The organism is Levilactobacillus tangyuanensis (assembly GCF_003946545.1).
Lineage (GTDB): Bacteria > Bacillota > Bacilli > Lactobacillales > Lactobacillaceae > Levilactobacillus > Levilactobacillus tangyuanensis.
In genome coordinates, this window is the sequence record NZ_RHOA01000002.1 from 93,607 (window position 1) to 116,510 (window position 22,904).

The following is a 22,904-nucleotide window of genomic DNA, read 5'->3' on the forward strand; positions in this document are numbered from 1 at the left end:
AATTGAAATTCTAGTCTTCGTTGAAGAACTTGATTTCTTTTGAGTCGGCAGATAAGCTGACAATAGCCTTACGACGCTTCTTAGTGAAGCCTTCGTAACGACCTTGACGCTTCTTCTTGCCTTTTAAGTTCATGATGTTGACCTTAACGACCTTAACGTCAAAGATGTCTTCAATGGCATGCTTGACTTGTGTCTTGGTTGCTCGTAAATCAACGTCAAAGGTGTAACGCTTTTCATCCATAGTTGCCATCGTTGCTTCAGTGACAACTGGACGTAAAATAATGTCGCGTGATTCCATTATGCGAGCACCTCCTCTACTTGAGAAAGAGCTGGTTGGGTGATCACTAACTTATCGGCATCAGCAACATCGAGGACATTCAAGCCTTTGGCAGGAATTACCTTAACGTTAGCTAAGTTCCGGGCTGCTAATGCAGCAGCAACGTTATCGTCTTCAAGGACAACTAACGTCTTGGTCGTGACATTCAAACCAGCCAACACTGCAGCAAATTCTTTCGTCTTAGGAGCGTCAAAAGCTAATGCGTCAACAACGACGAAGCTTTCGTCAAGAACCTTTTGAGAAAGAACTGACTTCAATGCTAAACGGCTAACCTTCTTAGGAAGGCGGTAACTGTATGAGCGAGGGGTTGGTCCGAAGACGACACCACCACCGACCCATTGTGGGGAACGAATGGAACCTTGACGTGCCCGACCAGTACCTTTTTGACGCCATGGCTTCTTACCACCACCACGAACGGCACTCCGGTTTTTAACGGCGTGAGTCCCTTGGCGCATGGAAGCCCGTTGCATCAAAATCGTGTCGAATACGACGTTTTCGTTAGGTTCGATACCGAATACATCGGCGTTCAAATCAACGTTGCCGTTTTGGCTACCATCTTGTTTGTATAATGCTACGCTTGTCATTTAATTATCCTCCCTTCCTAATTATTTTTCAGATTGCTTAGGACGTGGTGGGCGAACAGCACTCTTAACAGTAACGAGTGACTTGTTGGCACCAGGCACATTACCCTTAATCAACAGAACGTTGTTATCAACATCTGCTTTAACAACGACAAGGTTCTGGATAGTAACTTGCTTGTTACCCATCCGGCCTGGAAGCTTCATACCAGGGAATACCCGGTTAATGATGGCACCCAGAGAACCTGGACGACGGTGGTAACGAGAACCATGGGCCATAGGGCCACGGCTTTGGCCGTCCTTGTGAATGTTACCTTGGTATCCATGACCTTTAGTGATACCAGTGACATCAACGATGTCTCCTGCTTGGAAGGTATCAACTTTAACTTCGTCTGCTACCTTGTAATCTCCCAGCTCAACATCTTTGAATTCACGAATGAAGCGCTTAGGAGTCGTGTTTGCTTTTGCTACATGACCTTGTTCGGGCTTGTTGCTGAGTACTTCACGCTTGTCTTGGTAACCAAGTTGGATAGCATTGTAACCGTCGTTTTCCATCGTCTTAACTTGCAACACAACGTTTGGCGTTGCTTCGACAACAGTAACTGGGATTAATTCACCTGCTTCTGTGAAGACTTGCGTCATCCCGACCTTTTTCCCTAAGATTCCTTTTGTGGTCATGAGTACACCTCCGATTTTAATGTATTAGTAACTTTTGAAAATTATAACTTGATTTCGATGTCAACACCGCTAGGCAAGTCGAGCTTCATTAATGAGTCAACTGTCTTTGGCGTTGGGTTAACGATATCAATCAAACGCTTGTGCGTCCGCATTTCGAATTGTTCACGTGAGTCCTTAAACTTATGTGGTGAACGTAATACGGTGTAAATCGTCCGTTCAGTTGGTAATGGAATTGGACCAGAAATAGTGGCACCAGTTCTCTTAGCTGTTTCAACGATCTTGTCCGCTGATTGGTCAAGAATACGATGTTCGTATGCCTTCAACCGAATCCGAATTTTTTGTTTTGCCATTGTGTTCCCTCCTTCGTCTATTTTAAAAATAAGACTAACTCCGTGGAAATTCCCGCCACACCCTCATGGCAAAGCGGCCGGGTGTGTCGCAATCTCCCACATCATCGCTTAAACTTTTGAGCTTACCCCAGGGGCACAAAAATACCCTCAGAAATTCAGCACTTGACTATCATACTAAATAAAGTGCCGCATGACAAGGGTTTTCGAGGAATTTCCCAAATATTTTTGTGAAATAAGCGTCGGCTTCATCAGTCATAACTTCTCCCAACAAATATAAATTTACTTATTTCCCCTTTTTGCTCTTTTCATCAACTCTTAAGCAAGCTTTACCTATATTATAGAAGCTTTTTGCTGTAACTGTCGGTCAACTTACTCTGTAACTGGTGTCCCATGGGCATTACGGCCTATTCGACGGCCTTCTTAAAGATTGACCGTGCTAGCCCCCACCCGAGCAGACACGTCCCTATATCGGCAACTGGCTGTGCCCAGATGATGCCATTGTACCCGAAAAACCGCGATCCAATAACGATCATCAGATAAAAGATGAGTCCTTGTCTGGCAATCGACATGATAAATGCCCCGCCAGCCTTGCCAGCGCTTTGAAACACCGTCGTGTAGACCAGGATGGCCCCAACAAATGGTGTCGTAGACAGAAGCGCCCGCAACATCGTGGTCCCAGCCGTAATCACGGCCGAATTTCTCAAGAAGAGGCCAATGATTTGTGGGGCGAGCAGGATCATGATGACCGCCACCACTAAGGCATAACCGACCTCAACCAGTAGATCGAACCGTAAGACCTGTCTAAAGCGTTTCATCGCCCTGGCCCCATAGGTATAGCCGATCAAAGGTTGCGCCCCGAAGGCAAAACCAATCATGACCAGCATGACAATCAGGTACACCTTAAGAACAATCCCCATGGCAGCCACACGCGTAGGACCATAACTGACCAAGTATCGGTTCAACACGGTGGTACCGAACGCTTGCATAATATTGGTCAATGCCCCTGGGATACCGATAAACAAAATCTGTCTGATCAATGCCCAATTAAGTCGACTCTCACGAATATCAATCGAAATCACCTGACAATAGTGTTTCGTTTGGCCAACCAACACGATCGCCGAGACACTATACCCAATCACTGTGGCTAACGCGGCCCCTGCAGCTCCCATACCCATCGGAAAAATTAAGATGGGGTCAAGGACAATCGTGACTCCGGTACCGATCATGGTCCCCACCATCGACTGGGTAGCAAACCCCTCTGTTCGAATGAGATTCCCTGGCACTAACGATACCATGATTGGGACCGCGCCAAAGGCCATGATCTGATAAAACTGACTAGCATACGGCGCCGTTGCAGACGTTGCCCCAAATACCCTCAGTATCGGACCCATGAGTGTGAGCAAGGCGATGGTTACCACGACACCAGCAATCAAAGCACCGTACAGGCAAAAGCTGCTAACCCGCCGCCCCGTGGCGTACGCCTTTTCTCCCAGCAGGCGAGAAATCAGCGAACTTCCTCCTAAACCGAAGACGTCCCCCAAGGCTAAAAGGATTGAAAACAAGGGCGTACACAACGCCACTCCGGCAACCAAATCCGTATTCTGCGTCTGAGACACGAAATACGTATCTGCCAGGTTATATACCATACTGGCAACCATCCCAAGAACAACCGGCAACGCTAGTTTAAAATATGCCTTAGGAATTGGTGTACTTTCAAATAACTCTTCCATGAGACTAAAACCACCTCAATGACTTTCGTTGCGATACGTACCAGGACTTCTCCTCATTATACCGCACAACAACCACACGCCGTTGTGACGGTTTTTGTCGACAAAAAAAGTACGTTCTACCGAAGTAGAAACGTACTTTCTTAAAGAATGACAGGTCTAGTCTTCGACTGGAGTGCCGCCGTTCTTCTTGATAATGTCAGCTTGAACACTCTTAGGCGTTGGTTCGTAGTGGTCAAACGTCATGGTAAAGGTACCACGACCTTGAGATGCAGAACGTAACGTCGTAGCGTAACCGAACATTTCGGATAACGGAACGAATGAATGAATCATTTGTGCGTTACCACGTGCTTCCATACCATCAACCTTACCACGACGTGCGGTAACTTGGCCCATGATATCACCCATGTATTCTTCAGGAACCATGATATCAACCTTCATGATTGGTTCAAGAATAACGGGACCAGCAGATTGAACGGCCTCACGTAAAGCCAATGATGCAGCAACCTTAAAGGCAGCTTCACTAGAATCGACTTCATGGTAACTACCATCGTATAACTTAGCCTTAACATCGACCAATGGGTAACCGGCTAACACACCGTTTGCCATGGCTTCTTGCAGACCTTGGTCAACTGAAGGGATAAATTCACGAGGAACAACCCCACCAACGATAGCGTCTTCGAATTCGTAACCCTTACCACGTTCGTTAGGGGTAAATTCGATCCAAACGTCACCATATTGACCTTTACCACCAGATTGACGAACAAACTTACCTTGAACCTTAGTTGGCTTCGTGAAGGCTTCACGGTAGGCAACTTGAGGTGCACCAATGTTTGCTTCAACCTTGAATTCACGCTTCATACGGTCGATGATGATGTCCAAGTGAAGTTCACCCATCCCAGCGATCAAAGTTTCACCAGTTTCAGGGTTAGTTTCAGCCTTGAAAGTTGGGTCTTCTTCAGAAAGTTTTTGAAGGGCAGTGTTCATCTTGTCTTGGTCAGCCTTAGTCTTTGGTTCTACGGCAACCTGGATAACTGGATCTGGGAAGTCCATAGATTCCAAATGTAATGGGTGATCTGGGTCGGTCAAAGAGTCACCAGTAGTGGTGTTCTTCAAACCAATGGCACCAGCGATGTCACCAGAGAAGACTTCTGGAATTTCTTGACGGTGATTAGAATGCATTTGCAGCAAACGACCAACCCGTTCACGCTTGTCCTTAGTGGAGTTAAGCACGTAAGAACCAGCTTCCAGAGTACCGGAGTAAACCCGGATGTAAGTCAAACGACCAACGAATGGGTCAGTTGCAACCTTGAAAGCCAAGGCAGCAAATGGCGCATCATCATCGGCACGTAATTCAACGGCTTCATCAGTATCAGGAACAGTGGCGTTGTATGGCTTAACATCCAATGGAGATGGTAAGTAGTCCACAACGGCGTCCATCAACATTTGAACACCCTTATCCTTAAATGCAGAACCAGCAAAGACTGGGAATAATTCCAGCTTCAAGGTTGCACGACGGATAGCGGCCTTCAATTCTTCCTTGGAGATTTCTTCACCTTCAAGGTACTTTTCCATGATTTCATCGTCAACGTCAGCAACGCTTTCGATCATAGCTTCATGGCGCTTTTCGGCTTCTTCCTTCATGTCATCAGGAATTTCAACCGTATCCCAATCGGCACCCAACGTATCCTTATCGTAGATGTAGGCCTTCATTTCAATAAGGTCAACAACCCCGGTAAAGTCGTCTTCGGCACCAATGGTCATTTGCAATGCAAGTGCATTAGCTTGTAAACGTTCATGGATAGAGTTAACTGAGAAGTCGAAGTCGGCACCCAGCTTGTCCATCTTGTTTACGAAAACGATACGTGGAACGTCGAAGTCAGATGCTTGACGCCAAACAGTTTCAGTTTGGGGTTCAACACCGGCTTGGGCATCCAACACAGCAACGGCACCATCTAAGACACGGAGGGAACGTTCAACTTCAACAGTGAAGTCAACGTGTCCTGGGGTGTCAATGATGTTGATCCGGTGCTTCTTCCATTCCGCAGTCGTAGCGGCAGAAGTGATGGTAATCCCACGTTCTTGTTCTTGGGCCATCCAGTCCATTTGTGAAGCCCCATCATGGGTTTCACCAATCTTATGGATTTTACCAGTATAATACAGGATACGCTCAGTAGTCGTCGTCTTCCCGGCATCGATGTGGGCCATGATACCGATGTTACGCGTCTTCTCAAGCGGAAATTCACGAGTATTAGCCATGATTAATGTGTAACTCCTCTCAAAATTGATCGTAGATTGTGCCAAAAGGTGGCTACCATCATCATATTGATTTAGTAGCCACCTCTCGATTAAAGGATTACTCCCTTAAGCCAGAGACGAGAATGTTAACAACATTCTGCTCCAACATTTTATCACACTGTTGGCAACGCAGTGCAACAGGTGCTTCCTACCAACGGTAGTGAGCGAAGGCACGGTTGGCATCAGCCATCCGGTGAGTGTCTTCACGCTTCTTAACAGCTGCACCCGTATTGTTAGCAGCATCCATGATTTCACGAGCAAGTCGTTCAACCATCGTATGTTCGCCACGAAGACGAGAATACTGCACCATCCACCGAAGACCTAAAGTGGTCCGACGGTCTGGACGAACTTCGATTGGAACTTGGTAGTTTGACCCACCAACACGCCGAGCCTTAACTTCCAAGACTGGCATAACGTTCTTCATTGCTTCTTCGAAGACTTCCACTGGATCGTTACCGGTTTCGTTCTTAATGATGTCAAATGCACCATAAATGATTTTAGTTGAAGTACCACGTTTCCCATCCATCATCGTGTGGTTGATCAGACGAGTGACCAACTTTGAATTGTAAATTGGATCAGGAAGGACTTCACGCTTTTGTACGTTTCCTTTTCTAGGCATTGTTAATATCCTCCTTGAAATGCTGTTACAGACCGTTTGACGGGAACCGTGCAAACGGTCTTAAATTTCGATCTCGGTCTAGCCCTTAGGCTTCTTAGTCCCATACTTGGAACGACCTTGACGACGGTCAGTAACCCCGGCAGTATCGAGGGCCCCACGAATAACGTGGTAACGAACCCCAGGTAAATCCTTTACCCGGCCGCCCCGGATAAGCACAACACTATGTTCTTGTAGGTTGTGACCAATACCAGGAATGTAAGCAGTCACTTCAATTAAGTTTGACAACCGTACACGTGCATATTTCCGTAAAGCAGAGTTAGGCTTCTTTGGCGTCATGGTACCGACACGAGTAGCAACCCCACGCTTTTGTGGAGCTGGATTCTTAACTTGAGCTTTCTTGAAACTGTTATACCCGAAGTTTAAAGCTGGGGCATCTGATTTAGAACTTTTAGATTTACGACCTTTACGCACCAATTGGTTGATAGTAGGCATCTAAATAGTCCTCCTTTCTTTAGTCATTCTAGAGTGTAAGTCCACACATCCAGGTGGTTCATTTTTCTTGAAAGAAAAAAGCCATCCAGTGGAGGATTCAATTGAAGTGTCCTTCTCACCGTCAGTCAGCATGTCTGGTAGTGAATACCCGAGACCTGTCTGCGAAAAGCACCTTTAATAGAATACCATGCCAGAAATGCCCTGTCAACAAACCTTGTAGCAAATACCCGCAAAGAATTCCGAATCGTTGACGGAGGTACCCTTGAGGTGATTCCGATAATGACTTTTTTCTTATTTATTTATGGTGCCTGCCTCGGCTCAGGCCTGGTAGCATTGGCTACGCGCTATTCACGAGGAGAATCTGGCTGGTGGCCGCGGTCGCATTGTGACAATTGTGGTCAGTCCCTCCCCTATTGGCAATTATGGCCAGTCCTAAGCTTCCTGATGTTGCGGGGACGCTGCTTCTACTGCCGAACCAGCCTTCCTTTGACATACCTTGGCCTAGAATTTAGTGTTGGGGTATTGGTGACCACCATCACTGACCAGAAAAGCTTATTAGTCGTCATGTGGTTACTCACCTGGACCTACGCCGCCCTCTGTGATCACCTGACACTCACCTTTCCCAGTTGGGTCAGCTATCTCGGGCTGGGAATAGTTCTCGGCGCCCAACCCATCGCGCTACTACTTGTGGCCGGAACGATGGTTGTTTATCACTGGGCATGGGCTCAGTGGCGGAAGCCCGGCCTCGGTGACGGCGATATCGACCTGATGGTTCAATACGCCTTGCTCTTCGGCGTGGAAACCACCAGTCGCTGGCTTATTCTAGCCTGTGGCCTGGCCCTAGTCGCCCACAACCGGGGCAACGCCCCCCAGGCCTTCATTCCCTGGTTGGCCATAAGTGCCGGCCTTTTCTGGATTTAGCGCCATCAAAAAAGAACCCGCCAGTGGCGGGTTCTCTTTTGGATTAAAGACCGAAGTCATTAAAGTTGTGAGTCTTCTTGCATTTGCTTCTCTAAATCGCTGATGGAGTAAACGCCTTCGGTTGACGTACCGCCAACTTCCTTGGGCTTGATCTGACGGTAATCTGGCATCCCAGTCCCGGCAGGAATAATCTTCCCAATAATAACGTTTTCCTTCAAACCAACCAACGGATCGTTCTTGCCCCGAATAGCAGCATCGGTCAAGACACGGGTTGTTTCTTGGAAGGATGCAGCTGATAAGAAACTGTTCGTTTCCAGGGCAGCCTTGGTGATCCCCAAGATAACAGGACGTGCGGTAGCAGCAATGCCACCATCGATCAACGTCTGGTAGTTGGCACGACGGAAGTCCTGAATATCCATCAAGGTACCAGGCAGAACGTCGGTATCGCCCGGATCCATGATCCGAACTTTACGTAACATTTGCCGAACCATGATTTCAACGTGCTTATCACTGATCGCAACACCTTGCATCCGGTAAACTCGTTGAACTTCACCTAAGATGTAAGTTTCAGTAGACAAGACATCGCGAACACGGAGAAGTTCCTTAGGATCAACAGACCCATAGTTCAAGGCAGCACCACGGTGGATAAAGTCGCCTTCAGTGACCCGCATGCGGGCAGTGATTGGTAACGTGTAGCTCCGAGTGTCAGCCTCCCCCTTGATCGTAACTTCCTTCGTCCGTTCAGCTGGGTTTTCTTCGATTGATTCAACCGTCCCAGTAACTTCAGTAATTTCAGCTTTACCTTTAGGGTTCCGAGATTCAAATAATTCTTGAACACGAGGAAGCCCTTGAGTAATATCTTCGTTCCCGGCAACACCACCGGTATGGAAGTTCCGCATGGTCAATTGCGTACCTGGTTCACCGATAGATTGAGCGGCAACAGTACCAACAGCTTCACCAACTTCAACTTCGTCACCAGTAGCCATGTTCCGACCGTAACAATGCTCACAAACACCATGTTCAGTGTTGCAAGTAAAGGCGGAACGAATCGTAACTTCTTCAACACCAGCATCAACGATTTGTTGAGCAGTGTCTTCCACAATCATTTGGTTTCTAGGAACAATCACATCGCCAGTTTGTGGGTCAACCACAGACTTTTGCGTGTAACGGCCCAAGATCCGGTCGTAGAGTGGTTCAATCATTTCGTTACCATCAGTGATGGCCCGAATCGTCAAACCACGGTCAGTGCCACAATCCTTCTCACGAATAATAACATCTTGCGCAACATCGACCAACCGCCGAGTCAGGTAACCTGAGTTGGCAGTCTTCAGCGCCGTATCGGTCATCCCTTTACGAGCACCGTGGGTCGAAATGAACATTTCCATAACCGTTAGCCCTTCACGGAAGTTAGACGTGATAGGTAGTTCCATGATGTCACCACTAGGAGCGGCCATCAAACCACGCATACCGGCAAGTTGCGTAAAGTTAGAAATGTTCCCCCGGGCACCAGAATCACTCATCATAAAGATTGGGTTCTGTTGCTCGAAACTGTGAATCAAGGCGTTTTGAATGTCGTCCTTGGCATCATTCCAGATACCGATAACACGTTCGTAACGTTCGTGGTCGGTAATCAAACCACGACGGAACTGCTTCGTAACGGTCTTAACTTGCTTATGGGCTTCGTCGATGATTTCTGGCTTTTCTTTCAAGTCAGTCACATCGGAAATCCCAACCGTCAAACCAGACTTCGTGGACTCGTTGTAACCCAAGTCCTTGATCCGGTCCAGGAGTTCTGAAGTAGCCGTAACCTTGTATTGTTGGTAAACGGCGGCAATGATATCACTCAAGAAACCCTTCTTGAATGGTCCAATCAACGTTGCATTCTGCAAGTAATCATGGATATCTTCACCGGCATCCAAGAAGTACTTGTCTGGAACGTAACCGTTCAGGTTTGTACTGGTTGGTTCATTCAGGTATGGGAATGATTTTGGCAGAATGTTGTTGAAGATTAACTTCCCAACAGTCGTGACCATAATCTTACCGCGTTGTTCATCGGTGAAAGGCTTGTCAGGCATTGAGGATACTTGAACCCCAACCCGTGAGTGCCAGTGAACTAAACCATTCCGGTAAGCGATAACCGCTTCGTCGAGGTCGGTGAAGATCATGCCTTCCCCTTCACGAGCAGTTTCTTCCATCGTCAGGTAGTAGTTCCCGATAACCATATCTTGAGAAGGTGCAACCACTGGCTTACCACTGGCAGGAGCCAGGATATGGTGAGCGGCCAGCATCAGCAAACGTGCTTCAGCTTGGGCTTCGTCAGATAGCGGAACGTGGATGGCCATTTGGTCCCCATCGAAATCGGCGTTGTAGGCTTCACAGGCCAATGGGTGAAGACGCATAGCTTTACCACTAACCAGAACGGGTTCAAAGGCTTGAATCCCTAAACGGTGAAGCGTAGGTGCCCGGTTCAACAGAACAGGGTGTTCCTTGATGACGTCTTCCAAAACATTAAAGACATCGTCATCTTCACGGTCGATCTGGCGCTTGGCATTCTTAATGTTAGAAGCCAAGCCACGAGCAACCAATTCCTTCATGATGAATGGCCGGAATAATTCCAAGGCCATTGGAACTGGCAAGCCCATTTGATTGAACTTGAGGGAAGGACCGACGTCAATAACGGAACGACCTGAGTAGTCAACCCGCTTCCCTAACAAGTTTTGACGGAACCGACCTTGCTTCCCCTTCAACATGTGTGAAAGAGACTTCAAAGGACGGTTACCAGGACCAGCAACTGGACGGCCACGACGACCGTTATCGATTAAGGCATCAACGGCTTCTTGTAACATCCGCTTTTCGTTTTGAACGATAATCCCAGGTGCATTTAAGTCCAACAAACGCTTCAACCGGCTATTCCGGTTGATAACCCGCCGGTACAAGTCGTTCAAGTCAGACGTTGCGAAACGTCCACCTTCGAGTTGTACCATTGGCCGTAAGTCAGGTGGAATAACCGGAATAGCATCCATGACCATCCATTCAGGACGGTTACCAGATGTCACGAAGGCTTCCAAGATGTCCAAACGACGAACGGCACGCGTCCGCTTTTGGCCAGTAGCTTCCTTCAATTCTTCCTTTAATTCCGTGACTTCTTTATCTAGGTCTACGGCCATCAATAACTTCTTGATAGCTTCGGCACCCATTTCAGCCTTGAAGGCATCACTACCGTATTCCACGAGCTTGTCACGGTAATCACGTTCGGAAAGCAATTGCTTCTTTTCGAGTGGCGTGTTACCTGGATCCAAGACAACGTAGGAAGCAAAGTAAATGATTTCTTCCAAAGCCCGTGGGCTCATGTCGAGAACCAAGCCCATCCGGCTTGGGATTCCCTTGAAGTACCAGATGTGAGTTACTGGAGCAGCCAATTCGATATGGCCCATCCGTTCACGACGAACCTTAGAACGGGTAACTTCAACCCCACAACGGTCACAAACGACACCCTTGTAACGGATCCGCTTGTACTTACCACAAGCACATTCCCAGTCCTTGGTAGGACCGAAGATCCGCTCGTCGAACAGCCCATCTTTTTCAGGCTTTAACGTCCGGTAGTTGATGGTTTCGGGTTTCTTGACTTCACCATAAGACCAACTACGGATCTTATCTGGTGAAGCAAGCCCGATCTGCATGCTTTCGAACTTATTGACATCGACCAAAGAAGCGACCTCCCTTATTAATTAGTCTTGTGTGTTCGGTTGACTTTCATTTTTAACTGGCTTTGCTGCGGCGGCGCTATCATCAGTCTGAGCTTGTGCTTCACGTTGCTCTTCCTGTTGTTGAGCATACTTGCTCAAGGCATCCACGTTAACAACATCGTCATCATCGTCATCCATATCGCGGAGTTCGATTTCTTCTTTATTACCATTTAAGACCTTCATGTCCAGACCCAAGGATTGTAATTCCTTAACCAGAACACGGAAGGATTCTGGAACACCAGGCTTTGGAATTGGGTCGCCCTTAACGATGGCTTCGTAGGTCTTAACCCGACCAACCACGTCATCAGACTTGTACGTTAAGATTTCTTGTAACGTATAAGCGGCACCATAAGCTTCCAAGGCCCAAACTTCCATTTCACCAAACCGTTGGCCACCAAATTGTGCTTTCCCACCAAGGGGTTGTTGGGTAACCAATGAGTAAGGTCCAATTGAACGGGCATGCATCTTGTCGTCGACCATGTGGGCCAGCTTCAAGTAGTTCATGACACCAACAGCAACCCGCTTGTCGAATGGTTCACCAGTCCGGCCATCGTAAAGAACCGTCTTAGCATCTGAAGCCATCCCAGCTTCCTTAACGGCGTCCCAGATATCAGTATCTTGGGCACCATCAAAGACTGGCGTTGCCATGTGAATGCCTAACTTACGTGCAGCCATCCCCAAGTGAAGTTCGAGCACTTGCCCGATGTTCATCCGGGAAGGCACACCCATTGGACTCAGCATGATGTCGATTGGCGTCCCGTCTGGCATGTATGGCATATCTTCTTCAGGGATAACAACGGAAACCGTCCCCTTGTTACCATGCCGCCCGGACATCTTGTCACCAACTTGGAGCTTACGCTTTTGTGCAATGTAAACTCGAACCATCATGTTAACACCAGGAGAAAGTTCATCACCGTTTTCACGCGTGAAGATCTTAACATCCTGGATAATCCCGCCACCACCATGTGGAACCTTCAGAGAAGTATCCCGTACTTCACGGGCCTTTTCACCAAAGATAGCATGGAGTAAACGTTCTTCAGCAGATAATTCCGTAACACCCTTAGGCGTTACCTTACCTACCAAGATGTCGCCGTCTTGAACTTCGGCACCAATTCGGATAATTCCGTCTTCGTCCAAGTTCTTCAAGGCGTCTTCACCAACGTTAGGGATTTCACGAGTCATTTCTTCAGGCCCTAACTTCGTGTCACGTGCTTCTGATTCGTATTCTTCAATATGAATAGACGTGTAGACATCGTCACGAACCAAACGTTCGTTAATGGCGATGGCATCTTCGAAGTTATAACCTTGCCAAGTCATGAAGGCAACTAATGGGTTTTGACCTAAGGCCAATTCACCATTTTCCATTGAAGGACCATCAGCCAAGACTTCGTCATTGTCGACGTGGTCGCCAACCTTAACGATTGGACGTTGGTTGTAGTTCTTACCACCGTTAGAACGGCGGAACTTCATCAGCTTGTAAGTGTCTAAGGCACCGTCTTCACGACGAACGCGGATTTCACGAGCGTCGACGTATTCAACAGAACCTTCATGTTGACTGATCAAAGCAACCCCAGAGTCATGGGCAGCCTTGTATTCAATCCCAGTCCCGATTAATGGGGCGTGTGGGTCCAACAAAGGCACGGCTTGACGTTGCATGTTCGCACCCATCAAGGCCCGGTTAGAGTCATCGTTTTCCAAGAAAGGAATACATGCAGTGGCCACGGCAACAACTTGCTTAGGCGAAACGTCCATGTAGTCAATTCGGTCAGCACTAGTTTCAATGTTATCTGCTTCAGCACGAGCCATGATGGTGTCGGTTGCAAATGAGCCGTCATCATTCAGTGGCGTGTTGGCTTGGGCAACAACATAGTTATCTTCTTCATCAGCCGTCAGGTAATCGATCTTGTCGGTAACCTTGTGGGTGTCCCATGAAACACGACGGTATGGCGTTTCGATGAAGCCATACTTGTTAACCCGGGCGTAACTGGAAAGACTGTTAATCAAACCAATGTTAGGACCTTCAGGCGTTTCAATTGGGCACATCCGACCGTAATGAGTATAGTGAACGTCCCGGACTTCATAACCGGCACGGTCACGAGTCAAACCACCAGGCCCAAGGGCAGATAACCGACGCTTATGCGTTAATTCACCCAATGGGTTGGTTTGATCCATGAATTGTGACAGTTGTGAAGAACCAAAGAATTCCTTGATTGAAGCAACCACTGGACGAATGTTAATCAGTTGTTGTGGCGTTACCGTCGCAGCATCCTGAATGGACATCCGTTCACGCACAACCCGTTCCATCCGAGATAACCCGATCCGGAATTGGTTCTGCAGAAGTTCACCCACGGAACGAATCCGCCGGTTACCCAAGTGGTCAATGTCATCGGTATTGCCAATGCCAATTTGTAAATCAAAGAAGTAGTTCATGGAAGCGATGATGTCGGCTGGGCGAATATGCTTCAGCTTGATATCAATGTTGCCGTTCCCAATCACTGGGACTTCTTGTTCAGGATCGTCAGGTGATTCCACCTTGATAATCTGTAACTTTAAGGGTTCCGTTACAACGGCTTCATCTGAAGGTTGAAAAGTCACCATCTTGAAGTCTTCTTGGTCCAGGTATGGTGCCAAGGTCTTCATAACGTCCTTGTCAACGACCGTGCCCTTTTGAGCAATAACTTCACCAGTATCTGGATCAGCTAAGGTTTCAGCCAAAGTCAAGCCCAACAAACGCGTCTTCAAACTCAGCTTCTTGTTAGTCTTGTAACGACCAACAGGTGCCATGTCGTAACGCTTTGGATCGAAGAACCGAGCCGTCAACAGACTCCGTGAAGAGTCGGCCGTCTTAGGTTCACCTGGACGTAGACGTTCGTAAATGTCCTTCAAAGATTCTTCAACCCGGGAGTCATCGGTATTCTTGTGAATATCCTTTTCCAAGGTTTGGGAAAGACTTTCGTTATCCCCTAAGATATCTAAGATTTCATCGTCGGAACCGAAACCTAATGCCCGAACTAATTCAGTCATTGGGATCTTACGGGTCCGGTCAATCCGAACGTAGGAAACGTTCTTGGCGTCGGTTTCAAATTCTAGCCAAGCCCCACGGTTAGGAATAACCGTTGCGCCAAAGACCGTCCGACCATTTTTATCAGTATCTTCATTAAAGTAAACACCTGGTGACCGGACTAATTGAGAAACAATTACCCGTTCTGCCCCGTTGATGATGAAGGTCCCTTGGGCCGTCATCAGTGGGAAGTCACCAAAGAAAACATCTTGCGATTTAATTTCGCCCGTTTCATGGTTCGTGAGGCGTAAGGTCACGTGCAGTGGTGCTGAATAGTTAGCATCGTGTTCCCGTGCTTCATCGACCGAATATTTGGGTTCTAGTAGTTGATAATCAACGAATTCTAACGAAAGGTTTCCTTGAAAATCTTCGATTGGCATGATGTCGTCGAACATGTCGCGTAAACCTTCATCGAGGAACCAGTTGTAGGAATTGGTTTGAATCTCGATCAAGTTAGGTAAGTCAAGAACTTCCTTGATCCGCGAATAGCTCCGGCGTGTACGGTGTTTCCCGTATTTAACTAAGTGTCCTGCCAAGTTGTTCACCTCTCCTATTTATTCTGTGACTGGCTAGAAATTCAATGTTACAATTTGATTACAAATTGGACAAATCCCGAATTTTTAGCAAAAAAAATCCAAAAACAAACAAGTTGTTTGCTTTTGGCATCTTATAACGGTCGCGGCGGACAATAGATCGTCGCGGCCAATTTCAGTTCACAGTTGCATACGAATAATATAGTACTAAATTGCCAAGCCAAAGTCAATAGGAACGACCTATTTTTCCACGGCTACACCAAATAAAATTAACCGGACCAGTGCCTGGGTCTGTTCGTGCTGATCGGCATCTGCCGGTCCGACATGGTGGAATGTGTTGAACAGTGGGCTCAGACTAGTCAGATAGAAGGAAGCGGCATCCTTCGCCGCCATCCCCCCACGCAGCGGAATGGCCGGTAATTCGAATGCCTGTTGTAAGGGCTGCAGATAATCCTGTGCAAAGACCTGGCCCAAAGCGTGTTGATTCTCGGGCTTTAGATGCTTGAAGCTCCCATGAATGACCGTGAAGACATCTCGTGGATGAGCAGCCGTTAGGACCTCCGTAACCGCCGTTAAGGCCGCCACTGGGTCCGACTCCCCCGACGTTTTAATCTGCGCGACAGCCTCGTTAATGCCGTCACGAACCGTGGCGCCGACCTGCTTAATCACCTCAAGATAAATAACCTCTTTATCGCTGAAATGGTGATACAAAGCCGGTTGAGTAATACCGACCTCCTTAGCAATATCTCGAGTTGAGGTTCCTTGATACCCCTGTGCTAAGAATTGCTGACTGGCCGCATCCAATATGGCCGCATGCGTCTGAGATAGTTGTTCTTCACGCTTCATAGTTGCCGTCCTTTCAAACTGTTTGTAGATCAAGTCTACCATAGTCGTTTATCACCAGCTAGACCACTGCACTGATCTTTACTGAAAACACAAAAACGAGCCCGGATAAATCCGAACTCGTTGGTTTAACCTGTTTTAATGACTGGCAACCGTTTCAGGTTCCTTGGCATCCTTCACGCTAATCGTGATTTCACCCTTGGAGGCCCCAACCGTGACAGAATCATTGGCCTTGACGTGGCCACCTAACATTTCTTCACTCAACTTATCCTCAACTTGCGTTTGTAGCGCCCGCCGGATTGGCCGTGCCCCGTATTCGGGGTCGAAGCCCGCCTTAGCCACCACATCAATGGCGGCCGGCGTAATCTTCAAGTGAATGTCTTGATCGGCAACCCGGGTGACGATGTCCTTAGCCATCAACTTCACGATTTCATGAAGTTCATCCTTCTTCAAGGAGTGGAAGATGACCGTTTCATCAATCCGGTTCAGGAATTCTGGCCGGAAGGATTGCTTCAGGGTTTCCCGAATCGTGGCCGACATTGCTCGGTAACTGTTAGCCAGGTCTTCGGCACCAAAACCAACCGTCTTTTCATCCCGGAGTTTCGTTGCGCCCAGGTTAGACGTCATGATTAAGATGGTGTTTCTGAAATCGACCTTACGACCCTTAGAGTCGGTCAGGTACCCATCATCCAAGACCTGCAATAGAATGTTGAAGACATCTGGATGGGCTTTTTCAACTTCATCAAAGAGGACAACCGAGTACGGCTTGTTCCGAACCTTTTCGGTCAATTGGCCCCCTTCTTCATAGCCCACGTAACCTGGCGCTGACCCAATCAAACGACTGGTGGAGTACTTCTCCATGTATTCACTCATGTCCACCCGAATCATGTTGTCTTCGGAACCAAACATCGCTTCAGCGAGGGCCTTAGCTAATTCGGTCTTCCCAACCCCAGTAGGGCCGAGGAACATGAAAGAACCAATTGGCCGGTTCGGATCCTTAAGACCCGACCGTGCCCGCCGAATGGCCCGAGAAACCGCGGAAACGGCCTCTTCTTGACCAATGACCCGTTGATGCAAGATCTTTTCCAAGTTAACCAGACGATCGGCATCCGTTTGCTTCAACTGGGTTAAGGGTACCCCAGTCCATTCGGCAACGACCTCAGCCACATCTTCACCAGTAACATCAATCGTGTAATGATGATCTGGTTCCTTCTCGGCTGCGGCTGCTTGCCGGGCCTTGCGTGCCTCAATCTTCTCGCGCAACTTCATTTCTTCCGTGCGTAACTCAGCGGCCCGTTCAAAGTCTTGGGAATCGATGGCCGCTTCCTTAGCGGCGGCCAATTGGTCCAGCTCATCACTTTGCTTCGAGGCAGCCGTTGGCTTATCCATTTGATCGATCCGTACCTTGGCTGAGGCTTCGTCCATCAGGTCAATGGCCTTGTCAGGCAGGTACCGTTCGCTAATGTAACGTGCAGACAGCTTCACGGCCTGGTTCAAGGCTTCATCCGTGATGTTCACGTGATGATGGTCCTCATAGCGTGACCGCAGACCCTTCAGGATTTCAAGGGCCTCGTCCGGCGTTGGTTCATCGACTTGAACCGTGGCAAACCGCCGTTCCAACGCTGCGTCGGATTCAATATACTTTTGGTATTCATCCAGGGTCGTCGCCCCAATGGTTTGGAGTTCACCACGAGCCAACGCTGGCTTCAAGATGTTCGAGGCATCGATCGCCCCTTCGGCACCACCGGCACCAATCAGGGTATGCAATTCATCAATGAAGAGAATCACGTGGCCATCGTTATAAATTTCTTCGATAACCTTCTTCAGTCGATCTTCAAATTCGCCACGATACTTCGTCCCAGCAACTAGGGACCCCATATCAAGCATCATTAGCCGCTTGTTCTGCATGTCTTCAGGAACGTCGCCATTCACAATTCGCTGGGCAAGGCCCTCGGCGATAGCCGTCTTCCCAACACCCGGTTCACCGATTAGGACTGGGTTGTTCTTGGTCCGCCGGCTCAGAATTTGAATCACCCGCTTAACTTCCTTGTCACGACCAACGGTTGGGTCCATCCGGCCTTCCTTAGCAGAGTCCGTTAAGTTACGGGCCAAGGAATCCAAGGTTGGCGTGCCGCCAGCAGCAGCGCGGCGTGAGCGAGGGTCATTACGACGCTTTGGCGTATCGGTGATGCCTAGCTTACGCAAGACCACCTTGCGCGCATCGGTCAATTCAACGTTTAAGTTCTTCAGGATGCGGGAAGACAACACAGTTTCATCACTTAATAATGCCAGTAATAAGTGTTCCGTCCCAATCTTAGTGGCGCCCAATCTTTTGGCCTCATCACCAGCTAAGGCTAACATGGACTTAGCCTTTGGCGAATAAGGGAGGTAGCTATCCTTGGTCGTCCCGGTCAAGGTGCCATACCCCGTGAAGCGTTCGATTTCTTCACGCACATCGTCATCACTAACTGAGAATTGCTGTAAGACTTTATTAGCGATGCCATTTTCTTCAATGGTGAGGGCTAGCAGTAAATGTTCCGTGCCGACCGCTTGGTGCTTGAAATACTTTGCCTGTTCCTGTGCCAGTTCGAGGACATTCTTGGCGCTAGGCGTAAATAAGTTATCCATCTGCAACTCCTCACTTTCTTAGCTCTCGTAACGAAGATGATTCAAAATTGAAATCAAAATCTGCGCTCTTAAGCGTTCATCAACTTCTACATTACCGGTATTAATTGCCGTCTTATCAATCGCTGCAAGAATAATATTGCTCTCGCGGCGGTTAATGGCACCGGCTTCAAACAAGCTACGAACAATCGCCAGGCCATCATGACGCGTAATCTGGTCTCCAACTGCTGCTACCAGTGAATCAATAAAGTCCAAATTATCTAGGAGTTTAACCTTTTCGATTCTAATATAACCGCCACCACCACGCTTACTTTCCACGACGTAACCGTCCTGAATCGTAAAACGGGTCTTAATCACGTAATTAATCTGTGAAGGCACGACGTTAAACTGGTTAGCAATTTCTGCCCGGCGAATTTCGACTTGCTGAGAATCAGCCAAAATCTGCTTCAGGTAAGACTCAATAATATCCGAAATATTTTGATTTTCCATTATCGTCCCCCCTTCAGTCCAGTTTCTTGACTAATGTTGACTAATATTATACGAACTTCCCAGGAAAATGCAACGGATTAGGTTGCGAACGCTTGAGAAGGTCCGGTTAACTATCATAACAAAAAAAATACCGTCCTCCAAACAATAAGTAAGGAGAGACGGTATATCCGAATTTGTCTGTCATTAGGGATTAAAAAATCGGGAAGACAAGATTTGAACTTGCGACCCCCACGTCCCGAACGTGGTGCTCTACCAAGCTGAGCTACTTCCCGAGAAAGCTAATCACCGATCACTGACAGATCAGTAATCGGGAAGACAGGATTCGAACCTGCGACCCCCTGGTCCCAAACCAGGTGCTCTACCAAGCTGAGCTACTTCCCGAAAATATTGCCCATAGAAACTATAAGCAACAAAAATGCACCCAGTAGGAGTCGAACCTACAACCTTCTGATTCGTAGTCAGACACTCTATCCAGTTGCGCTATGGGTGCATAATTATTATTAAATTAAATGCCGAGGACCGGGATCGAACCGGTACGGTCATCACTGACCGCAGGATTTTAAGTCCTGTGCGTCTGCCAATTCCGCCACCCCGGCAAAAGGGCAAAAGCGGAAGACGGGATTCGAACCCGCGACCCCCACCATGGCAAGGTGATGTTCTACCACTGAACTACTTCCGCAAATTGGCTATTTGGTTATTGGAACCATGCCGACTAGAGGATTCGAACCTCCGACCTCCTCATTACTAGTGAGATGCTCTGCCAACTGAGCTAAGTCGGCAAAATATATTTTTGAATATATTTTGCAATATTCGGTTATGCAGGTGAAGGGACTCGAACCCCCACGTCATAAGACACTAGAACCTAAATCTAGCGCGTCTGCCAGTTCCGCCACACCTGCAACGTTGGCGAACTAACGCCAGGGACCTAGGTCCCAATGGAGGATACAGGGCTCGAACCTGTGACCCTCTGCTTGTAAGGCAGACGCTCTCCCAACTGAGCTAATCCTCCATAAACTTCCGTGCGTTGTCGTAACACCGCTCGAAACAACTATTATAATTTACCATGCTGAGAAAAAGTTGTCAACTAGTTTTTTTGAATATTTTGAATAAATATCCGCGAACTGAATAACTACTCTTTCAGCAACATTTAATATTGTAGCGTACCTTTTGTTAAATTGCTAGACCTTTTTAGAAAAAAGTTTATTAAATCGCTAATTTATTGCCCCGGTCCCCCGTCGAAGCCCATTCGGCGACCAAAAAAGGCTGTCGGCACCTGCCGACAGCCTTTGAAAGGTGATTGAATTATTTGGTAATCTTGGTCACGCCGCCCATGTAGGGAACCAAGACATCGGGAACGGTAACAGAACCATCGGCATTTTGGTAGTTTTCCAAAATTGCGGCAACGGCCCGACCAACGGCCAAACCGGACCCATTCAACGCGTGAACGTATTGTAACTTGCCGTTTTCGTCACGATATTGGATGTGTGCCCGTCGTGCTTGGAAGTCGGTGGTGTTCGAGCAACTGGAGATTTCCCGGTACGTGTTTTGTTCTGGGAACCAGACCTCGAGGTCATGCGTCATGGCGGCCGTGAAGCTCATGTCGCTGGTCGTCAGCGTAATGACATGGTAAGCCAGCCCAAGCTTCTGTAATAAGCTCTCAGCGTGCTTAGTTAAGGCCTCTAACTCATCCCATGAGTTTTCCGGCTTACAGAACTTCACCATTTCGACTTTGTTGAACTGATGTAACCGAATCAAGCCACGGGTATCGCGACCAGCACTCCCGGCCTCAGAACGGAAGGCTGGGGTCAAAGCGGTGAACCACACCGGTAGCTTTTCTTCTGGAATGACTTCGTCACGGTAGTAGTTGACCAAAGGCACTTCGGCCGTTGGGATCAGGGTCATGGCTTCGTCCTTCAGTTGGTAAACGTCTTCCTTAAACTTAGGGAATTGCCCCGTGCCGTACATGGAATCATCGTTCACGATGTATGGTGGCAAGACTTCGGTGAAGCCCGCCTTGGTATTTTCATCCAAGAAGAAGTTGTAGACGGCCCGTTCCAAACGAGCCCCCATCCCCAGGTAGTACAAGTAACGGCTACCGGAAACCTTGGCCCCGGCTTCGAAGTCCAAGATGCCGAGGTCTTCCCCTAGTTCGTAGTGTGCCTTAGGCGTGAAGTCTAAATTAGGCTTCTCACCCCACTGGCGAATTTCTACACTACCGTCTTCGGTCAACCCAACCGGCACGTTGTCATTAGGAATGTTAGGCAGATGCGCCGCAGCGTCGTGAACCTGCTCCTTCAAGGTATCCAATTGGGCATCGATATCCTTGATCTCGGTGCTAACCTGCCGCATTTCCGTAATCTTGTCATCGGCATTTTCCTTGTTGCGCTTTAACTGAGAAATTTCATCCGACACCGTGTTACGCTGGGCCTTCATGGTTTCACTCTTAACGATTAATTCCCGGCGCTTGGCGTCCAAGCCCAACAGGTCATCGATATCTTGCGGGTCGACCCCACGAGTTGCTAATTTTTCCTTAATGAAGTCTGGTTCCTGACGAATCAACTTTAAATCTAACATGGTTTATTCCCCTTTCGACTAGTCGGATGGATCCAAAAAAGGCCTCCGTCACATGGGACGAAGACCTTCGCGGTACCACCCAAGTTCGTGCCTGGTTCACCCAGTCACACCCTTGAACATGATAACGGTTTGCACCGTGCGGCATTACCCGCCCACGTTTATTCGTACTGGAATTTTCGACGTCGCGGTTCACAGCTCCCCCGCTTCTCTGTCCGTCTACTTGATTAGGTACGACTCGTGTTTATTAATTGTGCCTATCATACCGCAGTTAACAAATTGTGACAACCGTTAACTAAAGTGTGGCAATTTTTTCATCGATTAAGTGTAGCACTTCTTGACGAGCTACCGGATCCTCGACAAAGTCTAACTTGTCCCCATCGATTTGCATCTTTGGTGACTTATCATATTCGTCATACCACTTAACGTAGCGTTGATCCAACTTTTGGTAGTATTCATACAAACTTGGATCATGGTCGATTTGTTCGTAGGACCGGCCACGTTTCTTAATCCGTTCCAACATGGTATCAAAGGAAATGTTGATGTGAATTAAGAGGTCCGGGTTCTTCTTATGAACGGCATCCGGAAGTTCTTGCATCATGTTGGCCAGGAGAGAGTCGTAGATGTCAACTTCGGTCGAGGTTGCCCGGCCAAGGTCGGCGTTCAAGTGGAAGAGTAAGGAGTCTTCGAAGATTGAACGGTCGAGGACACTTTCGTTATCCGCGTTTGCGGCCTTGATATTGTCCAGTCGTTTGTTCAAAAAGTAGATCTGCAATAAGAAAGCATACTTTTGCGGATTTTTGTAGAAGAGCGGCAGGATTTTGTTATCATCCACCGATTCATAAAAGGCTGGTTTGTGTAAATGGTCGGCCAACAAGTTCGTAAGACTTGTTTTGCCAGCACCAATGGTTCCGGATAGTACAAGCATGCAATCTCTCCTTTATTTACTGAAGCACCGAGATCTTCCCGGTCAAAATTTCAACACCACATATTGTACCAACCTGGCCAGTAAAAGACAATATGTCGTGGGGGATTT

Annotated in this window: 16 protein-coding genes, 8 tRNA genes and 1 pseudogene; 2 read left to right on the top strand and 23 right to left on the bottom strand. The window is 47.9% G+C overall.

Annotated elements, in window-relative coordinates:
- Positions 1–10: 10 nt before the first annotated feature.
- The 8 genes from rplW to rpsL all read right to left on the bottom strand — a co-directional run bounded on the left by rplW (position 11) and on the right by rpsL (position 7,079).
- Positions 11–298: a 50S ribosomal protein L23 gene (rplW, locus tag EKM96_RS02030; protein ID WP_061776012.1), complete on the bottom strand. Its 288-nt coding sequence runs from the start codon at positions 296–298 to the stop codon at positions 11–13.
- Positions 298–921 carry a 50S ribosomal protein L4 gene (gene rplD / locus EKM96_RS02035; RefSeq protein WP_125639048.1) on the bottom strand — a complete coding sequence of 208 codons (624 nt, stop codon included), beginning with the start codon at positions 919–921 and terminating at the stop codon, positions 298–300. The genes rplW and rplD overlap by 1 nt, the downstream gene beginning before the upstream one ends.
- A gap of 21 nt (positions 922–942) precedes the next feature.
- Positions 943–1,593, bottom strand: coding sequence for a 50S ribosomal protein L3 (gene rplC / locus EKM96_RS02040; RefSeq protein WP_125639051.1), 651 nt, complete (start codon positions 1,591–1,593; stop codon positions 943–945).
- A 41-nt stretch (positions 1,594–1,634) separates the two neighbouring features.
- Complete coding sequence (rpsJ, locus tag EKM96_RS02045; protein ID WP_003638059.1) at positions 1,635–1,943, bottom strand: 30S ribosomal protein S10; 309 nt, start codon at positions 1,941–1,943, stop codon at positions 1,635–1,637.
- A 404-nt stretch (positions 1,944–2,347) separates the two neighbouring features.
- On the bottom strand, positions 2,348–3,673 hold the full coding sequence (locus EKM96_RS02050; protein WP_125639054.1) for an MATE family efflux transporter: 1,326 nt from the start codon (positions 3,671–3,673) through the stop codon (positions 2,348–2,350).
- A 156-nt stretch (positions 3,674–3,829) separates the two neighbouring features.
- Positions 3,830–5,929 carry an elongation factor G gene (gene fusA / locus EKM96_RS02055; RefSeq protein WP_125639058.1) on the bottom strand — a complete coding sequence of 700 codons (2,100 nt, stop codon included), beginning with the start codon at positions 5,927–5,929 and terminating at the stop codon, positions 3,830–3,832.
- 187 nt (positions 5,930–6,116) lie between these two features.
- On the bottom strand, positions 6,117–6,587 hold the full coding sequence (gene rpsG, locus EKM96_RS02060; protein ID WP_020090150.1) for a 30S ribosomal protein S7: 471 nt from the start codon (positions 6,585–6,587) through the stop codon (positions 6,117–6,119).
- A 78-nt stretch (positions 6,588–6,665) separates the two neighbouring features.
- A complete protein-coding gene (rpsL, locus tag EKM96_RS02065; RefSeq protein ID WP_061776007.1) occupies positions 6,666–7,079 on the bottom strand; it encodes a 30S ribosomal protein S12 in 414 nt (137 codons plus the stop codon).
- A 279-nt stretch (positions 7,080–7,358) separates the two neighbouring features.
- On the opposite strand from rpsL, the pseudogene EKM96_RS10795 reads away from it, so the two are divergent.
- Both EKM96_RS10795 and EKM96_RS10745 read left to right on the top strand, forming a co-directional pair.
- Positions 7,359–7,604: pseudogene (locus tag EKM96_RS10795) on the top strand (prepilin peptidase); the annotation flags it as partial.
- Positions 7,605–8,000: a hypothetical protein gene (locus tag EKM96_RS10745; protein ID WP_263853528.1), complete on the top strand. Its 396-nt coding sequence runs from the start codon at positions 7,605–7,607 to the stop codon at positions 7,998–8,000.
- Between the two features lie 59 nt (positions 8,001–8,059).
- Here the strand turns inward: EKM96_RS10745 and rpoC are convergent, their stop codons facing one another.
- From rpoC to EKM96_RS02145, 15 genes are all read right to left on the bottom strand, one after another.
- On the bottom strand, positions 8,060–11,707 hold the full coding sequence (gene rpoC, locus EKM96_RS02075; RefSeq protein ID WP_125639063.1) for a DNA-directed RNA polymerase subunit beta': 3,648 nt from the start codon (positions 11,705–11,707) through the stop codon (positions 8,060–8,062).
- A 21-nt stretch (positions 11,708–11,728) separates the two neighbouring features.
- Complete coding sequence (gene rpoB / locus EKM96_RS02080; RefSeq protein WP_164510953.1) at positions 11,729–15,352, bottom strand: DNA-directed RNA polymerase subunit beta; 3,624 nt, start codon at positions 15,350–15,352, stop codon at positions 11,729–11,731.
- Between the two features lie 228 nt (positions 15,353–15,580).
- A complete protein-coding gene (locus tag EKM96_RS02085) occupies positions 15,581–16,186 on the bottom strand; it encodes a TetR/AcrR family transcriptional regulator (protein WP_125639069.1) in 606 nt (201 codons plus the stop codon).
- Positions 16,187–16,321: 135 nt separating this feature from the next.
- Positions 16,322–18,811, bottom strand: a complete 2,490-nt coding sequence (locus EKM96_RS02090; protein WP_125639071.1) for an ATP-dependent Clp protease ATP-binding subunit — start codon at positions 18,809–18,811, stop codon at positions 16,322–16,324.
- 18 nt (positions 18,812–18,829) lie between these two features.
- Entirely contained in the window at positions 18,830–19,297 is a 468-nt protein-coding gene (locus tag EKM96_RS02095) for a CtsR family transcriptional regulator (RefSeq protein WP_125639073.1), read from the bottom strand.
- Between the two features lie 198 nt (positions 19,298–19,495).
- A tRNA-Pro gene (locus EKM96_RS02100) sits at positions 19,496–19,569 on the bottom strand.
- A gap of 35 nt (positions 19,570–19,604) precedes the next feature.
- Positions 19,605–19,678: transfer RNA gene (locus EKM96_RS02105), tRNA-Pro, on the bottom strand.
- 35 nt (positions 19,679–19,713) lie between these two features.
- A tRNA-Arg gene (locus tag EKM96_RS02110) sits at positions 19,714–19,787 on the bottom strand.
- Between the two features lie 20 nt (positions 19,788–19,807).
- Positions 19,808–19,893 (bottom strand) — tRNA-Leu (locus tag EKM96_RS02115).
- Between the two features lie 11 nt (positions 19,894–19,904).
- A tRNA-Gly gene (locus EKM96_RS02120) sits at positions 19,905–19,976 on the bottom strand.
- Positions 19,977–20,003: 27 nt separating this feature from the next.
- Positions 20,004–20,076 (bottom strand) — tRNA-Thr (locus EKM96_RS02125).
- A gap of 38 nt (positions 20,077–20,114) precedes the next feature.
- Positions 20,115–20,196, bottom strand: a tRNA-Leu gene (locus tag EKM96_RS02130).
- A gap of 37 nt (positions 20,197–20,233) precedes the next feature.
- Positions 20,234–20,306, bottom strand: a tRNA-Val gene (locus EKM96_RS02135).
- 293 nt (positions 20,307–20,599) lie between these two features.
- Positions 20,600–21,871: a serine--tRNA ligase gene (serS, locus tag EKM96_RS02140; protein WP_125639076.1), complete on the bottom strand. Its 1,272-nt coding sequence runs from the start codon at positions 21,869–21,871 to the stop codon at positions 20,600–20,602.
- Positions 21,872–22,163: 292 nt separating this feature from the next.
- Complete coding sequence (locus EKM96_RS02145) at positions 22,164–22,796, bottom strand: deoxynucleoside kinase (protein ID WP_125639079.1); 633 nt, start codon at positions 22,794–22,796, stop codon at positions 22,164–22,166.
- Positions 22,797–22,904 lie beyond the last annotated feature (108 nt).

What these genes read in the sequence shown, in the direction of transcription:
- EKM96_RS02090 (WP_125639071.1), bottom strand. Translation starts at nt 18,811, where the DNA reads ATGGATAACTTATTTACGCCTAGCGCCAAGAATGTCCTCGAACTGGCA.
- rpsL (WP_061776007.1), bottom strand. Translation starts at nt 7,079, where the DNA reads ATGCCTACTATCAACCAATTGGTGCGTAAAGGTCGTAAATCTAAAAGT.
- EKM96_RS02050 (WP_125639054.1), bottom strand. Translation starts at nt 3,673, where the DNA reads ATGGAAGAGTTATTTGAAAGTACACCAATTCCTAAGGCATATTTTAAA.
- fusA (WP_125639058.1), bottom strand. Translation starts at nt 5,929, where the DNA reads ATGGCTAATACTCGTGAATTTCCGCTTGAGAAGACGCGTAACATCGGT.
- EKM96_RS02095 (WP_125639073.1), bottom strand. Translation starts at nt 19,297, where the DNA reads ATGGAAAATCAAAATATTTCGGATATTATTGAGTCTTACCTGAAGCAG.
- rplW (WP_061776012.1), bottom strand. Translation starts at nt 298, where the DNA reads ATGGAATCACGCGACATTATTTTACGTCCAGTTGTCACTGAAGCAACG.
- rplD (WP_125639048.1), bottom strand. Translation starts at nt 921, where the DNA reads ATGACAAGCGTAGCATTATACAAACAAGATGGTAGCCAAAACGGCAAC.
- EKM96_RS02145 (WP_125639079.1), bottom strand. Translation starts at nt 22,796, where the DNA reads ATGCTTGTACTATCCGGAACCATTGGTGCTGGCAAAACAAGTCTTACG.
- rplC (WP_125639051.1), bottom strand. Translation starts at nt 1,593, where the DNA reads ATGACCACAAAAGGAATCTTAGGGAAAAAGGTCGGGATGACGCAAGTC.
- serS (WP_125639076.1), bottom strand. Translation starts at nt 21,871, where the DNA reads ATGTTAGATTTAAAGTTGATTCGTCAGGAACCAGACTTCATTAAGGAA.
- rpsJ (WP_003638059.1), bottom strand. Translation starts at nt 1,943, where the DNA reads ATGGCAAAACAAAAAATTCGGATTCGGTTGAAGGCATACGAACATCGT.
- EKM96_RS02085 (WP_125639069.1), bottom strand. Translation starts at nt 16,186, where the DNA reads ATGAAGCGTGAAGAACAACTATCTCAGACGCATGCGGCCATATTGGAT.
- rpsG (WP_020090150.1), bottom strand. Translation starts at nt 6,587, where the DNA reads ATGCCTAGAAAAGGAAACGTACAAAAGCGTGAAGTCCTTCCTGATCCA.